The 19,416-nt window shown below is 49.0% G+C and carries 21 protein-coding genes, 2 tRNA genes and 1 rRNA gene; 5 read left to right on the top strand and 19 right to left on the bottom strand.

The features are described from left to right. Positions 1 to 336 precede the first annotated feature (336 nt). From OCU21_RS10155 to OCU21_RS10080, 16 genes are all read right to left on the bottom strand, one after another. On the bottom strand, positions 337 to 1,089 hold the full coding sequence (locus OCU21_RS10155; RefSeq protein WP_261807295.1) for an ABC transporter permease: 753 nt from the start codon (positions 1,087 to 1,089) through the stop codon (positions 337 to 339). After that, on the bottom strand, positions 1,086 to 2,012 hold the full coding sequence (locus tag OCU21_RS10150; RefSeq protein ID WP_261807294.1) for an ABC transporter ATP-binding protein: 927 nt from the start codon (positions 2,010 to 2,012) through the stop codon (positions 1,086 to 1,088). The genes OCU21_RS10155 and OCU21_RS10150 overlap by 4 nt, the downstream gene beginning before the upstream one ends. Beyond that, on the bottom strand, positions 2,009 to 2,224 hold the full coding sequence (locus OCU21_RS10145) for a PLD nuclease N-terminal domain-containing protein (protein ID WP_373875488.1): 216 nt from the start codon (positions 2,222 to 2,224) through the stop codon (positions 2,009 to 2,011). The genes OCU21_RS10150 and OCU21_RS10145 overlap by 4 nt, the downstream gene beginning before the upstream one ends. Beyond that, the gene (locus OCU21_RS10140) at positions 2,214 to 3,356 is read right to left on the bottom strand and encodes a helix-turn-helix domain-containing protein (RefSeq protein WP_261807292.1); all 1,143 of its coding nucleotides are present in this window, start codon (positions 3,354 to 3,356) and stop codon (positions 2,214 to 2,216) included. The genes OCU21_RS10145 and OCU21_RS10140 overlap by 11 nt, the downstream gene beginning before the upstream one ends. Before the next feature lie 861 nt (positions 3,357 to 4,217). Then, positions 4,218 to 4,715, bottom strand: a complete 498-nt coding sequence (locus OCU21_RS10135; RefSeq protein WP_261807291.1) for a MerR family transcriptional regulator — start codon at positions 4,713 to 4,715, stop codon at positions 4,218 to 4,220. A gap of 76 nt (positions 4,716 to 4,791) precedes the next feature. Next, complete coding sequence (locus OCU21_RS10130) at positions 4,792 to 5,349, bottom strand: sugar O-acetyltransferase (RefSeq protein WP_261807290.1); 558 nt, start codon at positions 5,347 to 5,349, stop codon at positions 4,792 to 4,794. A gap of 14 nt (positions 5,350 to 5,363) precedes the next feature. Then, positions 5,364 to 6,209, bottom strand: coding sequence for an SDR family NAD(P)-dependent oxidoreductase (locus OCU21_RS10125; RefSeq protein ID WP_261807289.1), 846 nt, complete (start codon positions 6,207 to 6,209; stop codon positions 5,364 to 5,366). Positions 6,210 to 6,676: 467 nt separating this feature from the next. Beyond that, positions 6,677 to 7,474 (bottom strand): DUF2705 family protein, encoded by a 798-nt coding sequence (locus tag OCU21_RS10120; protein ID WP_261807288.1) that lies wholly within the window; start codon positions 7,472 to 7,474, stop codon positions 6,677 to 6,679. After that, complete coding sequence (locus tag OCU21_RS10115; RefSeq protein ID WP_261807287.1) at positions 7,467 to 8,417, bottom strand: ABC transporter ATP-binding protein; 951 nt, start codon at positions 8,415 to 8,417, stop codon at positions 7,467 to 7,469. The genes OCU21_RS10120 and OCU21_RS10115 overlap by 8 nt, the downstream gene beginning before the upstream one ends. Before the next feature lie 364 nt (positions 8,418 to 8,781). Further along, positions 8,782 to 9,303, bottom strand: a complete 522-nt coding sequence (locus OCU21_RS10110) for a methylated-DNA--[protein]-cysteine S-methyltransferase (RefSeq protein WP_261807286.1) — start codon at positions 9,301 to 9,303, stop codon at positions 8,782 to 8,784. Between the two features lie 36 nt (positions 9,304 to 9,339). Then, positions 9,340 to 10,308, bottom strand: coding sequence for a zinc-binding dehydrogenase (locus OCU21_RS10105; RefSeq protein WP_261807285.1), 969 nt, complete (start codon positions 10,306 to 10,308; stop codon positions 9,340 to 9,342). A 288-nt stretch (positions 10,309 to 10,596) separates the two neighbouring features. Continuing rightward, positions 10,597 to 11,028, bottom strand: a complete 432-nt coding sequence (locus OCU21_RS10100; RefSeq protein WP_261807284.1) for a MerR family transcriptional regulator — start codon at positions 11,026 to 11,028, stop codon at positions 10,597 to 10,599. Positions 11,029 to 11,089: 61 nt separating this feature from the next. Beyond that, positions 11,090 to 11,452, bottom strand: coding sequence for a MerR family transcriptional regulator (locus OCU21_RS10095; protein ID WP_261807283.1), 363 nt, complete (start codon positions 11,450 to 11,452; stop codon positions 11,090 to 11,092). A 30-nt stretch (positions 11,453 to 11,482) separates the two neighbouring features. Continuing rightward, positions 11,483 to 12,133 carry an NAD(P)H-binding protein gene (locus tag OCU21_RS10090; protein WP_261807282.1) on the bottom strand — a complete coding sequence of 217 codons (651 nt, stop codon included), beginning with the start codon at positions 12,131 to 12,133 and terminating at the stop codon, positions 11,483 to 11,485. Between the two features lie 308 nt (positions 12,134 to 12,441). Further along, a complete protein-coding gene (locus OCU21_RS10085; protein WP_261807281.1) occupies positions 12,442 to 13,581 on the bottom strand; it encodes a low temperature requirement protein A in 1,140 nt (379 codons plus the stop codon). A gap of 302 nt (positions 13,582 to 13,883) precedes the next feature. Then, entirely contained in the window at positions 13,884 to 14,483 is a 600-nt protein-coding gene (locus OCU21_RS10080; RefSeq protein WP_261807280.1) for an NAD(P)H-binding protein, read from the bottom strand. A gap of 182 nt (positions 14,484 to 14,665) precedes the next feature. Here OCU21_RS10080 and OCU21_RS10075 point away from each other — a divergent pair, with 182 nt between their 5' ends. The 5 genes from OCU21_RS10075 (at position 14,666) to OCU21_RS10055 (ending at position 18,742) form a co-directional block, all read left to right on the top strand. Beyond that, positions 14,666 to 15,103 carry a MerR family transcriptional regulator gene (locus OCU21_RS10075; protein ID WP_261807279.1) on the top strand — a complete coding sequence of 146 codons (438 nt, stop codon included), beginning with the start codon at positions 14,666 to 14,668 and terminating at the stop codon, positions 15,101 to 15,103. A gap of 240 nt (positions 15,104 to 15,343) precedes the next feature. Continuing rightward, positions 15,344 to 15,889, top strand: a complete 546-nt coding sequence (locus tag OCU21_RS10070; protein WP_261807278.1) for a GNAT family N-acetyltransferase — start codon at positions 15,344 to 15,346, stop codon at positions 15,887 to 15,889. Positions 15,890 to 16,173: 284 nt separating this feature from the next. Next, positions 16,174 to 17,154, top strand: a complete 981-nt coding sequence (locus tag OCU21_RS10065; RefSeq protein WP_261807277.1) for an ABC transporter ATP-binding protein — start codon at positions 16,174 to 16,176, stop codon at positions 17,152 to 17,154. After that, positions 17,147 to 17,935 carry an ABC transporter permease gene (locus tag OCU21_RS10060; protein WP_261807276.1) on the top strand — a complete coding sequence of 263 codons (789 nt, stop codon included), beginning with the start codon at positions 17,147 to 17,149 and terminating at the stop codon, positions 17,933 to 17,935. The genes OCU21_RS10065 and OCU21_RS10060 overlap by 8 nt, the downstream gene beginning before the upstream one ends. Positions 17,936 to 18,250: 315 nt before the next feature. Further along, positions 18,251 to 18,742 carry a DUF7000 family protein gene (locus OCU21_RS10055; protein WP_261807275.1) on the top strand — a complete coding sequence of 164 codons (492 nt, stop codon included), beginning with the start codon at positions 18,251 to 18,253 and terminating at the stop codon, positions 18,740 to 18,742. 423 nt (positions 18,743 to 19,165) lie between these two features. Here the strand turns inward: OCU21_RS10055 and OCU21_RS10050 are convergent. From OCU21_RS10050 to rrf, 3 genes are all read right to left on the bottom strand, one after another. Next, positions 19,166 to 19,254: transfer RNA gene (locus OCU21_RS10050), tRNA-Ser, on the bottom strand. 8 nt (positions 19,255 to 19,262) lie between these two features. After that, positions 19,263 to 19,335 (bottom strand) — tRNA-Asn (locus OCU21_RS10045). Positions 19,336 to 19,340: 5 nt separating this feature from the next. After that, positions 19,341 to 19,416 (bottom strand): 5S ribosomal RNA (rrf, locus tag OCU21_RS11325); the annotation flags it as partial.

Here is a 19,416-nt window from a genome sequence, read left to right as displayed (position 1 = left end):
TTTTCGGGAAAAGTTCATTATTTAAAAACAGGCCGGATTCTAGAAGCATCGCCGTAGTGTCGCTATTCCTTGCAGTAACAGTGATAGATAGGTTTTAAGTATAAACAACTCTTACCATTTGTCCGATTGGTTCTTAGTGGCCTTTGAAGTGGTTCGTCCCAATGTTCGTATTTTACCGAACTTCTAAGAAAAAAAGTCAGAGCCACTCTTGACGCTGGCGCCACCAAAAAAGCATCGTGTGCGCGCCACGATGCTTGAACAAATAAAAGCTGATTTGAGTGGCCCCCACTGAACCAAAGTCGGTCAGCTAGAACCAACTGGCTAAAAGTCGTGGGACTAAAGTTGCTTGCGGGCAAACTTCAGATTGGCTACAAGCAAAGCCAGCGCCCCCAAAACGCCAGTCACCAGCAGGGCCGGCCAATAAGGCGTTAAGCTACCTGCCTTGGTCAAGAAAGTCAGATTATGATTGATCAGTGACAGAGGATTATAATGCTTGAAATCAGTGAATAGGCTCAGCAAATATAGAACAATGGTGTAGCCGATTACCATGAACAAGCCTTCGTAACTATTGCGCGCCAAAGTCGAGGCTAACACGATCAGCGCGGTCAAGCTACAGCCAAACAGCAGCAACGGCAAGAAAGCCAGCCAAAGATGGGGACTTTTTTGATCGGGAAAATAATAAGCGGTGTAGCCCCAGGTGACGAGAAACGAAACCAGCGCCACCAGCAGCCATTCCGCTGTGATCACCAGCCACTTACTGACGATCACCGTTCGCCGCGGCAATCCCTTGGTCACCAAATTGACCAGTGTGCCGCGATTGACCTCACCACTGATGGTACCACCGAAAATGATCGCCAGTAAATAGATGCCGATCTGGCTATTATTTTTATAAAACTGGGTCCACGAATCCAATGAAGTCGGTGCCGGCACTGAGAATTGCTTGCCAAAACTCATTTTCATGATTTCTGGCGTCAGTTTGGCCATTAAGGGATTCATCAGCCCGAAAATCAGAAAAACAATCAACAGAATCAAGAAACGCCGCGAGCGCCAGGCTTCGCGAGCTTCTTTTTTGATCATGATCCATGTCATGGTTGCCCCACCACCTTTAAGAAGATCTGTTCTAAGGAAGGCGCCACCTGTTCCATGGCCAATGGCGTTAAGTCCATTTGCAACAGCAACTGCCAAGCCCGCCGGATCAAGGGTTCGGCTGGGCCTTGATAAGCGAGACGGACTTGCTGGGTGGCCGTCGTCACTTGACCCCAGTTGGGCTGGGCCGCCAATGCCTGGGCGAAGCGATTGGCCGCGTCGACCTGAGCAAAGCGCCAGATCAATTGGGGCTGGGCATACTGCTGCTTCAAGGCGGTCAGCGTATCACAAACTTGCAGTCGCCCTTGATCCAAGATCCCCACATGATCACAGATCCGCTCCACATCCGCGAGAATATGGGTCGAAAATAAAACCGTGGTCTGCCCGCGTAAACTGGCTAGTAATTCCAGAAATTGATTCCGTCCCTCGGGATCAAGCGCGGAAGTAGGCTCATCGCAAATCAATAAACGAGGTTGATTCAATAGCGCTTGAGCGATTCCCAGCCGCTGCCGCATTCCCCGAGAAAATCCTTTGATCCGCCGCGAACCCGTCGCTAAACCAACCCGAGTCAACATTGTTTTGATCCGAGTGTCCAACTCACCCTGGGGCAGTCCCGTGATCTGACCACACAATCGCAAATATTCTGCCGCCGTCAAATAATCGTAAAACGCGGGCACATCAGGCAAATAACCGGTCAACTGATTGGTAGTCGCGCCGCCATATTCAACGGGGCGGCCGGCGATCTGGATCGTGCCGTGATCCAGTTGTTCCAGGCCTAAGATCAGCCGCATCGTCGTGGTTTTACCGGCGCCATTCTCGCCGACAAAGCCAAAAATCGCGCCTTCGGGGACAGCCATCTCTAAATTATTTAAGACTTGTTGGCTCCCGAAACTTTTCCCAGCTTGGTGCAATTCCAGCAAACTCATGCCTGGTCACCGCGGCCAAACACAAAGTAGACCACTGGCCCAATGATCTGGAAAACCACCACGATCACTAACCAGAGGATCTTGTTGCCGAAACGGTAATGAGGATGGTGGAGGACATGAATCACCGCCGCGATCATTAGCCCAAATTCCAACAAGATCAAGGGAATCAGGATAGGCAGATTTTCCATGAAAAATTGACTGTTATTCTGCAGGTTCGTCATGTTGTTCGACCTCCAATAAGGTTTGTAGTTTTTGAAGCTGTGGCGCAAGCTCCGGCTCTTTCGCCAAGGCTTGCATCTGCGGGTCCCCCAACAAAACGCGCAGGAGATCGCGACGTAAATGATTGCTATTGCGGGGCGTTTGCGGTCCGATCTCCAACTGATCCAGCCACGGTTGGATCCGATCGAAGTAAGCATCCCCTTGTAACTTGATTGGCACCACGACTTGGCGCAGCACCGTTTCAAACCGGGTTAGCGCCTGACTGAGTAGCGCGATCTGCCGCTGATGAGCAAACCCCAGACAAGCACCGAGCAAGAAATTCAGGACCACGACGGGATGAATCTTGGGAAAGGAAAAAGCTGTGGCCAACTGCCAAGTTCGTTGGTAGGTTTCCGCGAATTTTGCCGGCTGATCGCCTAAGAGCAACAACGAATTGGTCAGCAAACTCATTAATTCAGTCAAATATTGGAATAATGCACTTTGAACCGTTCGCAGCGCCTCATCATTGCGTCCCAATTGTTGAAAGGCGCCGGCAATCAATGACTCTGGTGGGATCGTCGCGGGCACGAACTCCCCTAATGCCGCTAAAACTTGCTCTGGCTGATGCAGCATCAGATCACAATAAGCCTGATAGCTCCGCGCTTGCACGACCAACTCCGGATCGCCGGCCGCATTCTTGACCCGCTCAAATAAGGCCCGGGCCTCGGTCAAATAGGTTCTCTGTTTCTCGGCGGCATCTTTGCCCGGTAAATAATCCAAATGATTCACCAGCAATAACCCCATTTGCAACACAAACGGATAACAGGAATAATACTGGCGGACTAGGTCATGGATCTTTTTCAGGAGAACCGCCCCATCCTGCTGGCCGAACTCCGCCTTCAATTGCTGGTAAATGCGTTGGATCTCCGTGGTGGTCAACTGGGCATTGTAGGTCAATAACTGATCCACACTAATGTCAAAATAGGCCGCTAAAAGTGGCAGCAGGGTCACATCAGGATAGCTTTGCCCATTCTCCCACTTGGAGACCGAAGCTTTGGAGACGCCAATGAAATCGGCCAGCTCTTGCTGGGTCACTTTAGCGGTTTTACGCTGGGCGCTGATCACCGCGCCGATCTGCAAATGCATGGTGTTGCCTCCCCCTTGATTGTTTGCTTGATTGCTTAGCTTCATCTGTTTAGTTTCATTTGTTTAGCTTCATCATTGTTTAGCTTCATTTTACCTGTTCGCTGGGCCGGCGGCAATGGACTTGCTGTTAACTTTTGGGGCGTTTTGTCAACTTGAAGTAAACTTGGTGGTAGTAGTGTGCACGCAGCTTACGCTGCGCGTGGCGTTGGTGGTTGGCAGATGTGGTAGGGCTCCAGGTCGGGCTGGGGGTGGTGGAACGCGGCGGGCACGATTTTGAGCTTTTCGGAAACACGCCGAAAATCTCAAAACTCGGCCTTATTGTAGGCGATAAATCGCCAACAATAATATCGCGGCTGACTCACCCCCAGCCCGACCTTCCGCCAACTAGTAAACGACCCACCAACGCCCAGAGTGCGAGCCGACCTGGTCAGTTTCTGTGCATTAGCCTAGCAAATATTTTGGAGGCCGGTCTATGCCTCCGGAATAATTGCGTAGCTAAGCGCAAGAAGCTAGGTCGGCGAACACGTTTCAACACCACACTCCGCTCCAGCCGCTCAACGTTATAACAGCCGTTTGAGCACTCACGCCAAGTGGCAAGCTATGGCCAATTGATGGGGAGCACCGCAATTGACGACCGTGGTTAGTGGTTATGATCTTTAAATTGGTGACACCAGTGCAGTTTGCTTGATGAACTCAGTAAAGCAGTCAAATCAGGCGATTCCCACCCGTGGATTGCAGATGTGGTGGGGCTCCAGGTCGGGCTGGGGGGTGGAAACGTGTTACACGCAATTGCTTTCTGCGCCGATACGCAATTTCACTGGATTGATTGCCCCTTCTTTAAATTTTTAAATAACACGATAATTACTCCGTCTCTTTTGTCGTTTTATGATAGTCAATCAATTGTCGAATATCACCACAGCTAGCCAGTTCTCGTTCATAAATTTCTCGGGTGTTAGCATCGACATTCCCTGCTTGATCAAAATGAACCTGTTCTGTTCCGGCCTCCAATGATGTTTTATAATACCACTTCTTATACCGCAGAAAATCTAACTGTTGCTGGAGGGTTTCGATCTTTTCCATCAGAACCCGTTCTTCACGATCAAGAAAGTTATAGCGATCTTCCAGCGTCATATCACCTTGCATGCACATCTCAACAAAGTCACGAATCTCATCAATTTTAAGGCCACTCTTCTTCATACACTCAATGACTTGAAGAAAGTTAAAATCATTATCTTTAAACTGCCGGCGTCCTGCTGAATCACGGTCAACAAACGGCAATAAGCCTCGTTTATCATAATAGCGGATGGTCGACGGGGCAATCCCCATGATTTCCGCGACATCACCAATTGCATAAGTCATTTTAATTCACCTCATACGCAAAAAGACTGGGAATATACTCAGCCTTTAATATTTATTTACTATGACAACATCATACTTATTCATCTAAATGCTTGATTACCTTTGCTGGAACCCCAGCAGCGATACTATTATCTGGAATATCGTGTGTAACTACCGCTCCTGCAGCGATCACAACATTATTACCAACCGTCACGCCGGGCAGGATAACTACGCGACCACCGATCCAAACATCATGACCAATATTGACTGGTGTCGCCTGGGCCAGGTACTCCCGACGACCGATTGCTGTTGTTGGATGGTTAACAGTGTAGATATCAACATTGGGACCAATCATCACATGATGACCGATGTTGACTGGTGCGATATCGAGAATTGTTAGATTATAGTTGCTCAAGAAGTCTTCACCAACATGAATGTTCTTCCCGTTATCAAAGTGAATTGGCGCCTGCATCGAAACTCGTTTACCGTGGGAACCCAGGATTTCTTTTGCTTTTTTCTCTTGAGCAGCTAGGTCACTTGAAGAAATTGCGTTAAATTCTTCCGATACCGTTGCACTCTTTGCTTTCCGTTCGACAACTTCTGGATCGAGAAAATAATATTCTTGCCCAGCATCTAACTTTTCAATTTCACGCACCGTCGTCAGCCTCCTTATTTTTCTGGTTGATCAGCCGAGATTGATAGATCACGGCTCTTCTTAAATTCCTTGAGAGTATTCTCGTATTTTTCAATTGCCGTGTCAACTGAAAACTTCCCGAGTGGCAACCGCAATGGTAAGTCAGCAAAGTTATCCGTTACTTCATCATAGATGATCTTAGCAGCAGCCTTAGGATCACCGGGTTCGTGGTGGGCACCTGCTGCGTTAGTCGTAATGTCTTTAGCAAACTTTTGGTAGTCGTCGTGCGTTGGCATCGTCTTCTTTGAGGAACGACCAGCCCAATCAGTCCGAAAACCACTAGGCTCCACAATCATCATCTTAATACCAAGGTCAGCGGTTTCCTTGGCAATGGACTCACTGATCCCTTCAACGGCATACTTAGTTCCGTGGTAGAAAGACCAAATTGGGAATGAAGCCAATCCACCAATTGAAGAAAAGTTAACAATGGCACCAAACCGTTGTTTCCGCATTGTGGGCAATACGGCTTGGGTCATTTCTGCCAGTCCCCAAACATTAACATCAAACATGTACTTTGCTTCCTTTAAGTCACTTTCTTCAAAGGTGGCAAAGTAACCAAGTCCAGCATTATTAACTAACACATCAATCGTGCCGAACTTTTCCAAAGCATTATTAATAGTATCCTTGATCTCATCAGAGTTAGTAACATCTAAGTTATGCTTCAAAATTTGCCCATGGTCATATTGATCTAGATAATCTAATTGGTCAGTGTGCCGAGCCGTTGCCACTAAGTTGACATCTTCTTGTTGAGCTAACAGAGCAGCGAGTTCCTTACCAAAACCAGTTGAAGTACCAGTAACAATCCATGTTTTATTTGACATAATAATTATACTCCTTTTAATAGTTGTGGTTAGTATAGGGCTTAAACCATAGTTTAAGTCAAGGGCATCATTCAAAAAATTTAAATTAAATATCAGGCAATTAGAACAATCGATCTAATGCTAGACAAATTAGTTATTATGCGTGGTACATATATCTTGTTAGTGTTATTAATTTGAACAAGCATTCTACCGTTTTCTAAAAATGATAATATTTAGAGTTAAACCTAGTCCTATTCAGTTGAAATATTTTCCTATTTTTTCCATTAAGTTACTTGCTTTTATCATCGAAATTGCAAAAAAGCCAATATCTTTGAATAGCATTTTTGCGATAATCCCTTTATGGTTGTCAGATGAAATACAATAATTCATCTGATGATTATGGAAGAGGCAATGAATGAACAGATCGCCGCCGTACAAAAAAACCGCTGTCCAATTGACAACGGTTTTTGGGTTTTGCTAAGGTGAGTTTAACTATATGAAATATCGCGCTTTGAGAAGATCCAGTTGGCAATCAGGTAGAAAATCAACGTGTAGACCAAGACAGCAATTAAATTTGGCCAATAACCAACGTCCAGCTTGTCCTCGATAGGAATCACGGCTGAGCCAAAACGATAGTTCAAATATAATTGGGTCAGCGGGTTCCATTTCAACCAGAACAACTTTTTCCAGATGATAAAACCACTCAGCAGGCTGCTGGCCATGCTACCCAACCAGATCAACCCAACGCCCATGGTCACGGCCAAGCCCAATGAGCGGAAGCCGCCAGCGAAAATGAAAACCAAACCGATATAAAACAAGGTGACAACATAATTATTGAGGGTCGCGTAAAAGCCGCTCAACAATGGGGTCAAATTCTGCCAGTCTTTACTGACAGTAGTTAGACCGTTGGCATTGCCGAAGAGCATCGCGATCAAGATACTGCCCGCATAAGTCACCAAGCTCAAGCAAAGGGTGTAGATCATGATCGCCACTAGCTTACTGAACAAAACTTGGCCGCGGCTGTATGGTCGGGTCAACAGGATCTTGATCGTATTTTTTGAGAATTCTTCGGTCAAGCTGATTGCGGCGATCACCACCGCGAAAATCGTGACGAAGGAATTGAACGAGGTGGTCACTGAGAAAAGAACGACGCCATCAGCTTTGGGAGTGACCGCCGCAACGACCCAGCAAGACAAGGTCATGATGCCCAGTAAAATGATCATCAAGATCCACGACGATTTTTTGGCGAAAATTTTCTGTAATTCATTCCGGACTAATTTAAGCATGAGGGGCCTCCTTAGTTGTTTGGGCCGCGCCCGCATCATGTTGTTTAACGAAATTCAGGAAGGATTCTTCCAGACTAGCGTCAACTTCATGGAGCTCGGTGATCAAGATGCGTTGCTCGAACAGCGCCTGCGCCAGGGGCAGTACTGGCCCTTTTTCCTGCGGCCAGCTGATCGCAAATTCGCCATTTTGATAATCATAGGTCAGACTCATTGCGGCCAAGACCTGCTTGGCCCCATCTTCATCTGGCGTTCGCAACATCACCCGCCGTGATTGAGCTTGCTTCAGCGCGCTCATTTTATCATCAAAAATCACACGGCCATGATCCATCACGACGAGATCATCGGCGACTTGGTCGATTTCTGACAGCATGTGGCTGGAAATCACCACAGCCACGCCCTTGGCTGCCATTTGGCGAAGGACTTCCCGCAAATCATGGGCGCCTTGGGGATCCAGACCATTTAGCGGCTCGTCTAGCAGTAAAAGATTCGGCTGATGGAAAATCGCTTGGGCAATCCCCAACCGCTGCCGCATCCCTAAGGAATAAGTCTTGACCTTTTTATCGGCGGCTTCAGTTAGACCAACCTCCGCTAAAACCCGGTCGATGTCCGCGGCGCTGATGGTTTGGTGTGACATATTGGCCAATTGCCGCAAGTTCTGCCGCCCAGTCAAATAAGTATAAAAGTCCGGCGCTTCGATCAACGCGCCGACTTGCTCGATTGCCGCGGTGAAATCCTTCGTGACATCCAAATCATTGACCTTGACCGTGCCCTGATCAGCGTGCATCAATTGGACCGCGATCCTTAAAGTGGTGGTTTTCCCAGCGCCATTAGGGCCAAGCAGACCAACGATGCGCCCAGTTTGTGCCTTGAACTGGACATCACTTAAAATCGGGTGCCCATGGATCGATTTTGTTAAACCTTCGATCTGTAAAACAGTCGCCATAAATTCTCCTCCATTTAAACCAAATTACTGAGTCGGCTGATCAAACCCAACCGCTTAGCCGTCCAGTCATCAAGCTAGACCAACATTCATTAGACTAATAGTGGCCGAACTAATATTGGCTGAACTAATATTTGATTGGTACTATCTATTATGGTAGCTTAACTGAACCCTGTTTTGTAGTGGATTCACCTAACAAAAATGTCACCTGAGGCTCATTAGTCGAAAAAAGCAGCCAAAAATTGGCTGCTTGACTTGACGTTCTAGCGACAAAAGCGAATGTTGGCGATCAACACTGCTGCCGCGCGAGCATTTTTTAGTCGCACGGTGCTGGTGAGAAAGTGGTTGGGCCACACCTAATGCCCAACTAGTGAGAGCGGGCCTCCAAGGCTAAAAGCTGTTGCTTCAAAGCCGCACCGCCACGATATTGCCCAATACCACCGGCTTGGGGAACGACGCGGTGACAAGGAATCACCACTAACAAGGGATTCGCCCCCACGGCACTGCCCACCGCCCGACTGGCCCCAGGTTGTCCGATAGCGGTGGCGATCTGTTGATAAGTCGTGGTCGTGCCATAAGGGATCTGGCGCAATTGCGCCCAGACCCGTTCTTGGAAAGGTGTGCCGGCCGTTTGCCAAGGCAAGGACCAAGTCATTTGATCACCAGCTAAATAAGCTTGCAAGGCCTCCCCGGCCGCCACTGTGTAGCCTGCGGTATCAGGTAGGATCTCCGCTTCGGGAAAGAAGTCCGCGATTTGATTGGCCGCTTGATCAGGAAATCCGACAAAGACCAACGCCGTTTCGGTCGCCCCTAATAGCCAAGTTTGACCATCGATAGTCATTGTGCGCGCATAGATCTGTAGGCGCTGTTTGGTTTTGCTTGTGGTCATTATTGCCATCCTACTCCTTCATTCAGATCGATTCACTCATGACCGATCTGGCGTGTTCAATACGATTACTTTACCAAAACTAGCCTGACTTTGTAAATAACGATGAGCGTCAGGCAGTTCTGCCAAGGAAAAGATTCGCTCCGGTTTGACTGGGATCTGGCGCGTCTGAACGAACGTTAACAACTCGTCCAGCTTGGCCTGATCCACATTGCCCGAATAGAAACTGGTCAAATAACTATTCCGCTGAATATCGGTGATTGGATCGAATTGCTCCAAATACCACTGCTTGCCCAATTGGCCGGTGCTACAAACGATTCCACCTTCGCGTAGATGCTTGAAACTATCCTTGACCGTCGCCGGCCCGATCAATTCAAAGATTTTATCAAAAGTCGCTGTCGTTTGTAACGCACCTTGGCGATCTTCAATCACCTCATCGAAGCCAACTGCCATTAATTGCGCCGCCTTGTTGAGTTTGCGACTGGTCCCCGCCAGCTTGATCTGGGGAAAAGCGCCACGCAATAGTTGCGCGAACGCGACGCCAACGCCGCTGGTCGCGCCTCGCACCAAGACGCGATCGGTGGCGCTGATTTTAAGATTCTTCAAGGAACCAAAAGCCGTGTAGAAAGTTTCCGGCAAGGTCGCCAAGGTTGCCCAAGGTAGGTCCGTGGTCACCGGATACAATTGAGCGTTGGGCAACAAGGCATATTCGGCGTAACTGCTATCAAACGCCCGGCCCATCTCGCCCATGATCGAAATCACTTTCTGCCCTAGGGGTAACCGTTCCGGCGCGGTCGTCGCCGCGATGACGCCGACACATTCGATGCCTAAGATCCGCGGGAATTGGACTGAGGGTGACTGTCCCTCCCGAGTAAAGATTTCTGAATGATTGATGCCAAAACCCATGATTTTGACCAAGGACCACCCAGGTTTGACCGTGGGCGTTGGCACGGTGGTATAAGTCAAAACTTCGGGACCACCTGGTTGACGCACAACAACTGCTTTCATCGTTAAACTTCCTTTCGCGATCAACGCCGCAAGCGACTCAACTGCTGCGGTGGCTTTTCCAACAAATCAAGCCAGCCGCTGCCTGTACTTCCTAATGATACGTCATTTGCAGAATTATTTCAGACTATTAGCTGGCCGTCTTTAGAAATAATTTTAAGGCGTTCCCAGATTAGCGGCCAATGATTCCCGCATGCAACCAAAAAAACGATGAGCAACGTTGGCAAACGCTGGATCATCGTTAGTTTAAGTATTTACTGTTAGCGGAAGTAAAACTACTGCGGAAACAGTCTAATCCCGCTCACCAGCCGTCTTGGCGGCCTGATCGAAAGCGGTGGGCTGATCATAGGACAGCTTCTCATTTTCGTAAGTCAAGACGTGTTCTTCGAAATGGTCGATCTTAAAGTCAAGATAGTTCAACGTCTTAGCGATTGCTTGTTGCTGGGCGACCAGTTTATCCCGCTGTTCGATCAATAGTTCCTTCTGGGCCGCACGGGAATCGGTTTGCTGCCGATAAAGGTTGATAAACTCAATCAGTGATTCGATCGACATGCCAGCGTTGCGCATGACTTTAACGAAGAAGACCCAATTCATTTCAAGCTCACCATAAGTTCGATAACCACTTTCATTCCGCGGGATCCGCGGTAATAAACCCAGTCGTTCCCAATACCGCAATGTTTCACTGGTGACCCCGAATTTCTGACTAACTTGGGCAATATTCATGTCATTCACCTCGTTTATCCTTATCATAGCATAACCAGCGCCAGTTGCAGCGAATCAGCGATCAGTGCGAACTCATCGGCCTCGCGCTCGCGCTCAACCGTTGTTCCATTAAGCCCGCCATCGCCGTCAAACGCTGACAGCTTTGCACTTGCTGATCCAGTTCCGCTTGCAGAAAATCCTGTCGGGCCGGCGCAGCTTGCGGTCCCGCCTGCGCCAATGACGCGTATTCGATCAGAAAGTCATCACTGATCTGCGCCGCCTTAAAAGTCAGAATAAATCGGAGCCACAGCTCATCTTGAGACCGATATTGCCGTTGCCCCTGATCATCTCGCGGCACCGGCGGCATTAAGCCCATGCGCTCCCAGTAGCGCAGTTGATCAGGTTGCAATGCGTATTTTGCGGCGATCTCGCTTATTTTCATCATGGCATCGCTTGACCTTTCTCCTGGGGATTCCTAGTAAACGGGGCGATCTTCGCCTTGCGTCGCCGGATCCGCGATACCAATGCTATCGCGACTAAAGCGCGTGGGATCGGCAACAATCTGCAAAACCGCGTCAGCGATACTCTGGCGTGACCCAGAAACACCCAAATATGGGTCAGCCCGATGCGTCACGGTATACTTGACCTCATCCCGATCATTCAGCCAAGGCAACCGCAAAGTCGTGTAATCCAATCCAGACGCCGCCAACAATTGGTCCGCCTTGATCGCCGCCGCCAAGCCACTTTGAACGCTGGCCAGATTCCAACGCCCAAACTCGCCGGGCACCTCATTGTAGATACCCAGAATATTGGTGGCGATGATTCGCTGAACGTGATGCGCGTTCATTGCCTGAATAATGGCTTTGGTGGGGCGATTTTGACCATCGTGATCGACCACGGCGACGAAGACCAAGTCGATCCCTGCCATTGCCTGATCCAAAACCGCAGGATCACTGATGTCACCCTCAATCAGATTGACCCGAGGATTCGCGGCCAATGCGGCCAAGCGTTGAATCCGGCGCAACACTAAAGTCAACTTGACCTCGGCAAACGCAGGTTCCTGTAAAATCCGTTGTTCCACGATCCGGGCGATCTGCCCGTTTGCTGCTAATATCAATAAATTCATTTGAAAATCTCCTTTTCCTGAGTGTTCGTCCAACGAGTCAAGATCGAACTGCCTAGCGACCATGTGCTAACTGGCCCAACTCGGTCGGTCGATCCAGATACACCGTCAATCACCATGTGTTGACTGGCCTAACAGACCAGTTGAGCCAGACGCGTCGTCAATCACCATGCAGTGGCTAACTCAATGAACCCAGTATAAAGCTTGAAGTGAACTTCAAGGCAAGAGGAAAAGCAAAGTTTTTGGAATTATTTTTTTGAAGTTATTTTTGACGTTGGCGTGCGGGACCCGGCGGCTCGTGTTCGGCTAGGTCAGGCGCGCTTGATGCGGCGGCGACCATGGATAATGACCAGCGCCAAAACCAGATCAGTCACAACCAGCAGGCCTAGCCGCGGTAGCCATGCGGCCAAGACCAAGGCGAACAGGACCATACCCTTGAAGCGCAAGGCGGCGCCCCACTGCAGCGATTGCCGCCACTCCGCGATTAATTCGATCAGCCACATCACCATTAAGGTGGCGAAGATCAACCCGACGAAAATCAGTTTGATTGCTAGAGTCGCCCGCTCCAGCAGGAAATGTAAACTTAGACCCAGCAGGAAAATCAAGAAGATCTCACCAATGAATAGCCAGCCAGTGGCCAACGCACGGATCGAAGAGCTAAACCGCAAATGAAGCTCACCTATGATCTGGTAATAACTCCCGCTGATCAGCGCGACCAACACAATGCTCAAGCTAAAGGTCAAAATCTCGCTGCCCGAATCTTTTCCGGCCAAGGCCGTGGATAGACCGGCGATGATCTCGCCTAACGCGATCATCGTCAACAGGCCGTACCGCTCAATCAGCGAATCCTTCAATTGGTGGACCATTTCCGTCTGTTGATATTCTCGTTCAAGATTAGGATTAGTGAAGAAAATATCGCCCCAATTCAGCAGTAAGGCCAGCACCAACAACCCCAGCTGGCCCCAATGCGGCAAGAACAAGCTCAGCCCTAATAAAGCCAACGCCACCAAATGGACGTTGGCCCAAACGGTAGACGCCGCCCGATGGATCGGATCGAAATAGGCGACCCAATACCAGATTCCCGCGGCTAAGAGCTCGATCGACATCAAGACCAGGGTGATTTTGTTGAAATGACCCCGTAAAGCCTCATCAATAAATAGTGCGCCGATCCCCGTCAAGATCATTTGTAAATTGATCATCACCACGTTTAAAGGCGCGCCATTACCATGATTGTCGAAATAGCTGGAAGTTTCATTCCAACCCCAGAAGAACCACCAAAAAAGTAAAGTCGCAGCCCCTAAAGTTGACCACGACCAATTGGCAAGCACCCCATCGGTCAACCGCGCCAAGACCACCGCGAAAATCAAATCATAAAACAATTCCAACCAACTGATTTTGCGATCACGGATCGGTTGATCGATCGTCCGTGGTCGCCCCCAAAAATCAAACATCGTCGCATCCTCCAATTTTTCTGACGAGGCGGTCTGCTCTATTGAAACGTGTTCGCCAGCCCAGCCTCTTCCCCTTAGCTACGCAACTCTTCCGGAGGCATAGACCAGCCTCCAAAAGGGTCGCTAGGCTAATGCTCTGAAGCTATTCGGGCTGGGTCACACTCTTTTTAAACGTGTTCACCAGCCCAGCTTCTTCCCCTTAGCTACGCAACTCTTCCGGAGGCATAGACCAGCCTCCAAAAGGGTCGCTAGGCTAATGCTCTGAAGCTACCCGGGCTGGGTCACACTCTTTCGCAGCGAACTTACTCCGGTCGATTCAGTCCGATGCTCTCCCGCAAGTATAGATCTTGGTCCGCCGCGGCCACGACCACCGTTGCGATCGCCGCCCGGGCCACATCATGACCGCCAAAAGGCTCGCCCTTCTGTGTGATCTGGTAGGCGGCGCTCCCATTATCAAACCAACCGGGCCGAATGATCGTGTACGCCAGCGAACTGGCTTCGATCAAGTCGGCGGCCTGTCGATATGGCCGTAACATCGGATTGTGGGCTAGGTTGCCGCTAGCGCCAACGCTAGCCGGGATCTCGTTATAGATTCCCATCGAACTGATGAAAATCAACCGTTGCACAGACGTCGGCGTCATCGCCTGGATCAACGCCCGGGCAAATTTAGGCAAATCGCCGCTCAAAGCCGCGAAAACCACATCTTGACCCTCTAATGCCGCAGCTAATTGTCGCGGGTCACCAGCATCGCCGCTGATAATCCGTTCCCTCTGTGGATCGATTTTTAAAGCGTCGGTGTGCCGCGCAAACAAGGTCAAATGATCGGTCGTTGTTGCTAAGAAACGTTGCCGGGTCGCTTGACCGATCGAACCGGTTGCTCCAATAATCAAAATATTTTTCATTGTTATTATCCTACTTTCCGAACCCATTGTGGATTGATTTTTAGTAATGGGTTCCTTTTCTTTGCAAAAATCAGTTTAACACCTTAGACTAACTAGAAGGCAAGGGCTAAATTTATTTTTTCAGCGGGACCGTTTGCAAAGACGCCTAGTTGTTTGAAATTCGCTTTGAAAAGGAGTTCGCTATGAGTTATTCAATCCAAGAAGTTGCTAAAAAAATGCACATCACCAGTTACAGCATCCGTTATTATCATGATCAGGGAATGCTCCCCTTTGTTCAGCGCGACGCGAACAATAATCGCGTCTTCAATGAGATCGACTTAGAATGGTTGCAGATCATTGTCTGTTTGCGCGCCACAGGCATGCCCATCGCCGAGATCCAACACTATTTGCGTCTGGTGCAAGCCGGCGTGGAAACAGTCCCCGAACGCTATCGGCTGATGAAAACGCAACAAGCCCGCACGCAAGCCGAGATCCGCGAATTACAACAACACCTGAAACTAATTGATCGCAAAGTCGCGCACTACGCCGAGTTGCTTGTCGATCCCCAACCTGACAGTATCGTTCCAGATGGCTTGGCCGCAGCGCAGGCGCAAGTTAGCAGCCAACCTTCAACCAAATAAGCCGGCTTTTCGCGGTTGCCTTGACACCCACAAAGTAGCTAGGTCTGGCTGTCTCGTAAAACCAGCAAAATCAACTAATGAAATCGGTTGAAAACACCGATTATTTTTCAGAAAACTTATTAGTTGACTTTAGAGCCAATCATCACTATCATTAGTATTAGGTTATCTTAATTTTTTTATTCAATCAATTTAATCGGTTGAATCATTTGACCCAATATTTTTCGATAGGAGTTTTACTTGTTGTCTCAGATAAAGTACCACCGTATTTCATGGCAGGACTGGTCAATTAATCGCCAGATCCACCAACTTTACTTAACCGCGTTTCCCGCTGTAGAGCGGAGCCCTTACCTTTCGCTCCAGTTTCAAGTACTGATCGGCAAGATCCAATGCGTTGCTTATTACGATCAAGACACGTTCATTGGCTTCACCTATTTGACCACCGTGGGCGATACCGTTTACCTGCTCTACTTCGCCGTTGCCCCCAATCTACGCGGCCAAGGTTACGGCACCCAGATCTTAGCAAAAGTGCAAGAGCTGGCAGCCGGTCGCAACTTGGCTTTAGACATTGAAATCGTTGACCGCCACGCCGAGAATTTCACCCAACGTCTCAGTCGGCGTAACTTCTATTTACGCAACGGCTTCCAAGGCGGTCAATATCGCTTCTCCATCAGTGGTGAACGCTACGAATTGCTGACGACCAACGAAGATTGGACTTGGAGCGAATGTGACTACTTAGTCCAACGACTCTGGCCAGACCAAGCCTTCGGTGAAAATGGCGCCCGTTAAGCGCGGCGCTACTTGGTCACAAAAATCAAACCATAGAACCAGATGGAACTGCTGACGATCATTGTCGGCAGTTTTTTTGGATCTTGTTCCGTTCGCCACCTCAGCTTTTTCCGCCCAGCCGCGCCTGGCTCTAGAGGCATTGGCCCACTCTCAAAAATTTCGGCTAGTCTGATGCTCGCGAGCCAACCGGGGGAATTCACCTTTTTTTATTGACTTTTTATGTTTACGGTTGTAAACTAATTATTATCATCAAGTTTACAATTGTAGACACAGGAGGAAAAGCCATGACCAAGCCACTTTTGGAAGTTCAGAATCTGCGCAAAGTTTTTAAAAAAGCAGATGGCAGCCAACATGTTGCCGTCGATGACATTAGTTTTCATTTGGAAACTGGGGAGATTTTTAGTTTCTTGGGACCCAACGGCGCTGGTAAAAGCACCACGATCAATATGATCACCACCCAATTGACCCCCACTTCTGGTACGATCAAGATCGCGGGTCGCGATATCCGCACCGATCCAATCAACGCTCGCCGCAAAATCGGGATCGTGGCCCAACATAACAATTTGGACCGTGGTTTGACCGCGTTTGAGAACTTGGTTTACCACGGCCGCTATTTTGGCATGACCACCCAAGCCGCGGAGCAACGCGCCAATGAATTGCTGGCGGACTTCGGACTAAGCGAATGGCGTCAGGACTATGTCAAGAGCTTCTCCGGCGGGATGGCCCAACGCCTGAAGATCGCCCGGGCCATTATGCACCGACCGCAACTTCTATTCCTCGATGAGCCGACTACCGGGCTGGATCCGGCCTATCGGGAAATCCTCTGGGATCATGTGTTGCGCCTAAATCGTCAGCAACAAACCACCGTTTTCCTGACCACCCACTACATGGAGGAGCCGGAACGGTTCTCCGACCATGTCGCGATCTACCAACAAGGCAAGATCCGGGCACTGGGCACGATCCCCGAATTACGTCAATTGGTGCCTGCCGCCAGCATCGTTTATGCTACCGTCGATGCGGTGACAGCGCCACTCTTGCAGGAATTGAATCAACAACCTTTCATCAAGGAAATCCTGCAAAAGGACGAGAAAAACTTGGCGATTTTCCCTAATACCAATGACCAGATCCTGCAACAGGTGCTGCCGATTTTCGAAAAACAGCCCGTGAAACTTGAGAATATTCGTTTGAGTTTCGCTAGTCTGGACGATATTTTCGTTCATGTGACGGAACATCCCACTGAAATGGAGGTCAAGACCCATGCATAATCAGACAACACTCAACGTTTTCTGGATCATGGTCAAACGCGATCTATTGATCCAATGGCGGAACTGGGCTGAATTTATTTTTCGAGTCGTGATGTTACCCTTTATCTTGATTTTAACTTACGGTTACGTCTTGCCCAAGATCGGTGTTTTACCAGCCAGCTTCCCTAACGATCTTTTCCCGGGAATGGTCGGCATGAGCCTTTTGATCACGGGAATCCACGGCACCGCCGTCCCGCTGTCAATGGACTTCAACAACTCGCGGGAGATCGAAGACCGCCTGCAAGCGCCCGTCCCCGTCATGGTCACCGCTTGGGCGAAAATGTTCGTCGGCATGATCGAGTCTTGGATCGGCGCCTTGCTCGTGCTACCGATCTCGCTGATTTTCATGGGGCAATCATTGCGGCTCCATCTAACCACCGGTAATATTTTCTTATTATTCTTGATCCTGTTGCTTAGTTCCTTCGCTTCCGCCGCTTTGGGGCTACTCGTCGGAACTATTGTCAAGCCCAATCAGATCGCCGCAATGTTTCCTGGCTTCCTGATGCCCGTGATTTTCACCGGGGCGATCTTCTTTAGCTGGAGCGCGTTGGTCAAACTACCTTTCTATCAGGTTCTCGTCCTAGTCAATCCGTTGGTCTACATCAACGAAGCGCTGCGCCACACCATGTTGGGCGCCAGCAACGCGATGCCCCTGACCTATAGCCTCCTTGGGATCTTAGCCTTCACTATCTTGATGGGCGTAATGGGGATGCGGCGGTTCCGCAAAATGGCTGTGCGCTAAAGCAGCAGACTGCCATGGACCCAGTAATGAAGGCTCTGAAAACGACCAAGACTACGCCGATAACTTCATGATATGATCACCTGAGGAACACGCCCGATCCTGAATCGTGGCGTGTTTTTTATTGCCTTGAATGATTTCCTGTCCGGCTGCTTGTTCCATCTTTTCCCAAAGTAACTTACAATAGGTTTAACACGAGCGGTTTAGCAACAGCAGTAAAATTTTGGCGGTTACGTTGATAAATTGATGCAATCACCCGTACCCCACCAAGATAAGCGCTGAGCTGAGCCGTTGATCAAATTAGGAGGCTGAGCGATCATGAATCCGAGCATCAATGACTATATCAACACCTATCAGCAGCAATTGGCTCAGGGTGATGTCCCAATTGCGTATACTTATTTACGGAAATATCTACCTTTATTAAAGACTTCCCTTGCTAAAAATGCCGGCGGACAATACACATTTGGCAACGTCTACCCCGGCTTCATGGATTATACCTATTTCTATTTTTACAATCCCGCCCTCCAGCGCAGAAAATTGCGCTTTGGGCTCGTGCTTAATCACCGTGAAATGCGATTTGAACTTTGGCTCCTAGGACAAAACGCCGCGGTTCAAGCCAAATATTGGCAAGCGCTCAAAGATACCATCTGGAACAAGGACCAAACCGCGATGCCCCAATACGCGATCCTTGAAGTTGTCTTAGTTGACCAGCCAGATTTTAACGACCAAACTGCTTTGACCGCAGCAATCATCACGCGTGCCCTAAAGGTTGCCCAAGACATTCAAGACCAGCTACCAACGCTTGCTTGATTGGATCAATCAGCGGGCCACCGCGATTAAATCCGGGCCAAGGGTTCAAATCCCTCCTTCTCCGTCACGTTAATGACGAGCTCGCCCCGTGGTTCGGCCTTGTTCAACCGTACACCAAGGTTAAAATCCCTTACTCTCCGTTGCCCAAAATAGCGAAGTTGTCTCATAGAAATTCTTGTGCTTAATTGAAATAGTTTTATCTAAGTTCAGCCGTGCTTTTTCCCTTTGCAATCAGAAACGGTTGATTTAAACAGTCGCTTTGCTGGTGCGAAGCGACTGTTTTCTCTTTACCCGGCCCGGCCACCATGCCTATTCGCAATTATGGCTCTTTGTTCATCTCGGAACTCAAACAACGAAAAAAAGCCCCTGATTATGTTGATCAACATAATCAGGGGCTTAACGGTAGAACCGGAGAATAATCAACGGAGAGTAAGGGATTTGAACCCTTGATACAGGATTACCCGTATACATGATTTCCAATCATGCTCCTTCGGCCACTCGGACAACTCTCCAGAATAAACTCCGGTTGTCAGACTCGAACTGACGACATCTTGATTAACAGTCAAGCGCTCTACCAACTGAGCTAAACCGGAATCGAGCGCGGCAACGCCCTATCCTCGCAGGCAGTCTCCCACCAACTACTTTCGGCGCTAAGAAGCTTAACTTCTGTGTTC

The organism is Lapidilactobacillus luobeiensis, assembly GCF_024345205.1.
Lineage (GTDB): Bacteria > Bacillota > Bacilli > Lactobacillales > Lactobacillaceae > Lapidilactobacillus > Lapidilactobacillus luobeiensis.
The sequence above is the reverse complement of the archived record's forward strand: the minus strand, read 5'-3'. Positions and strand labels throughout refer to the sequence as shown.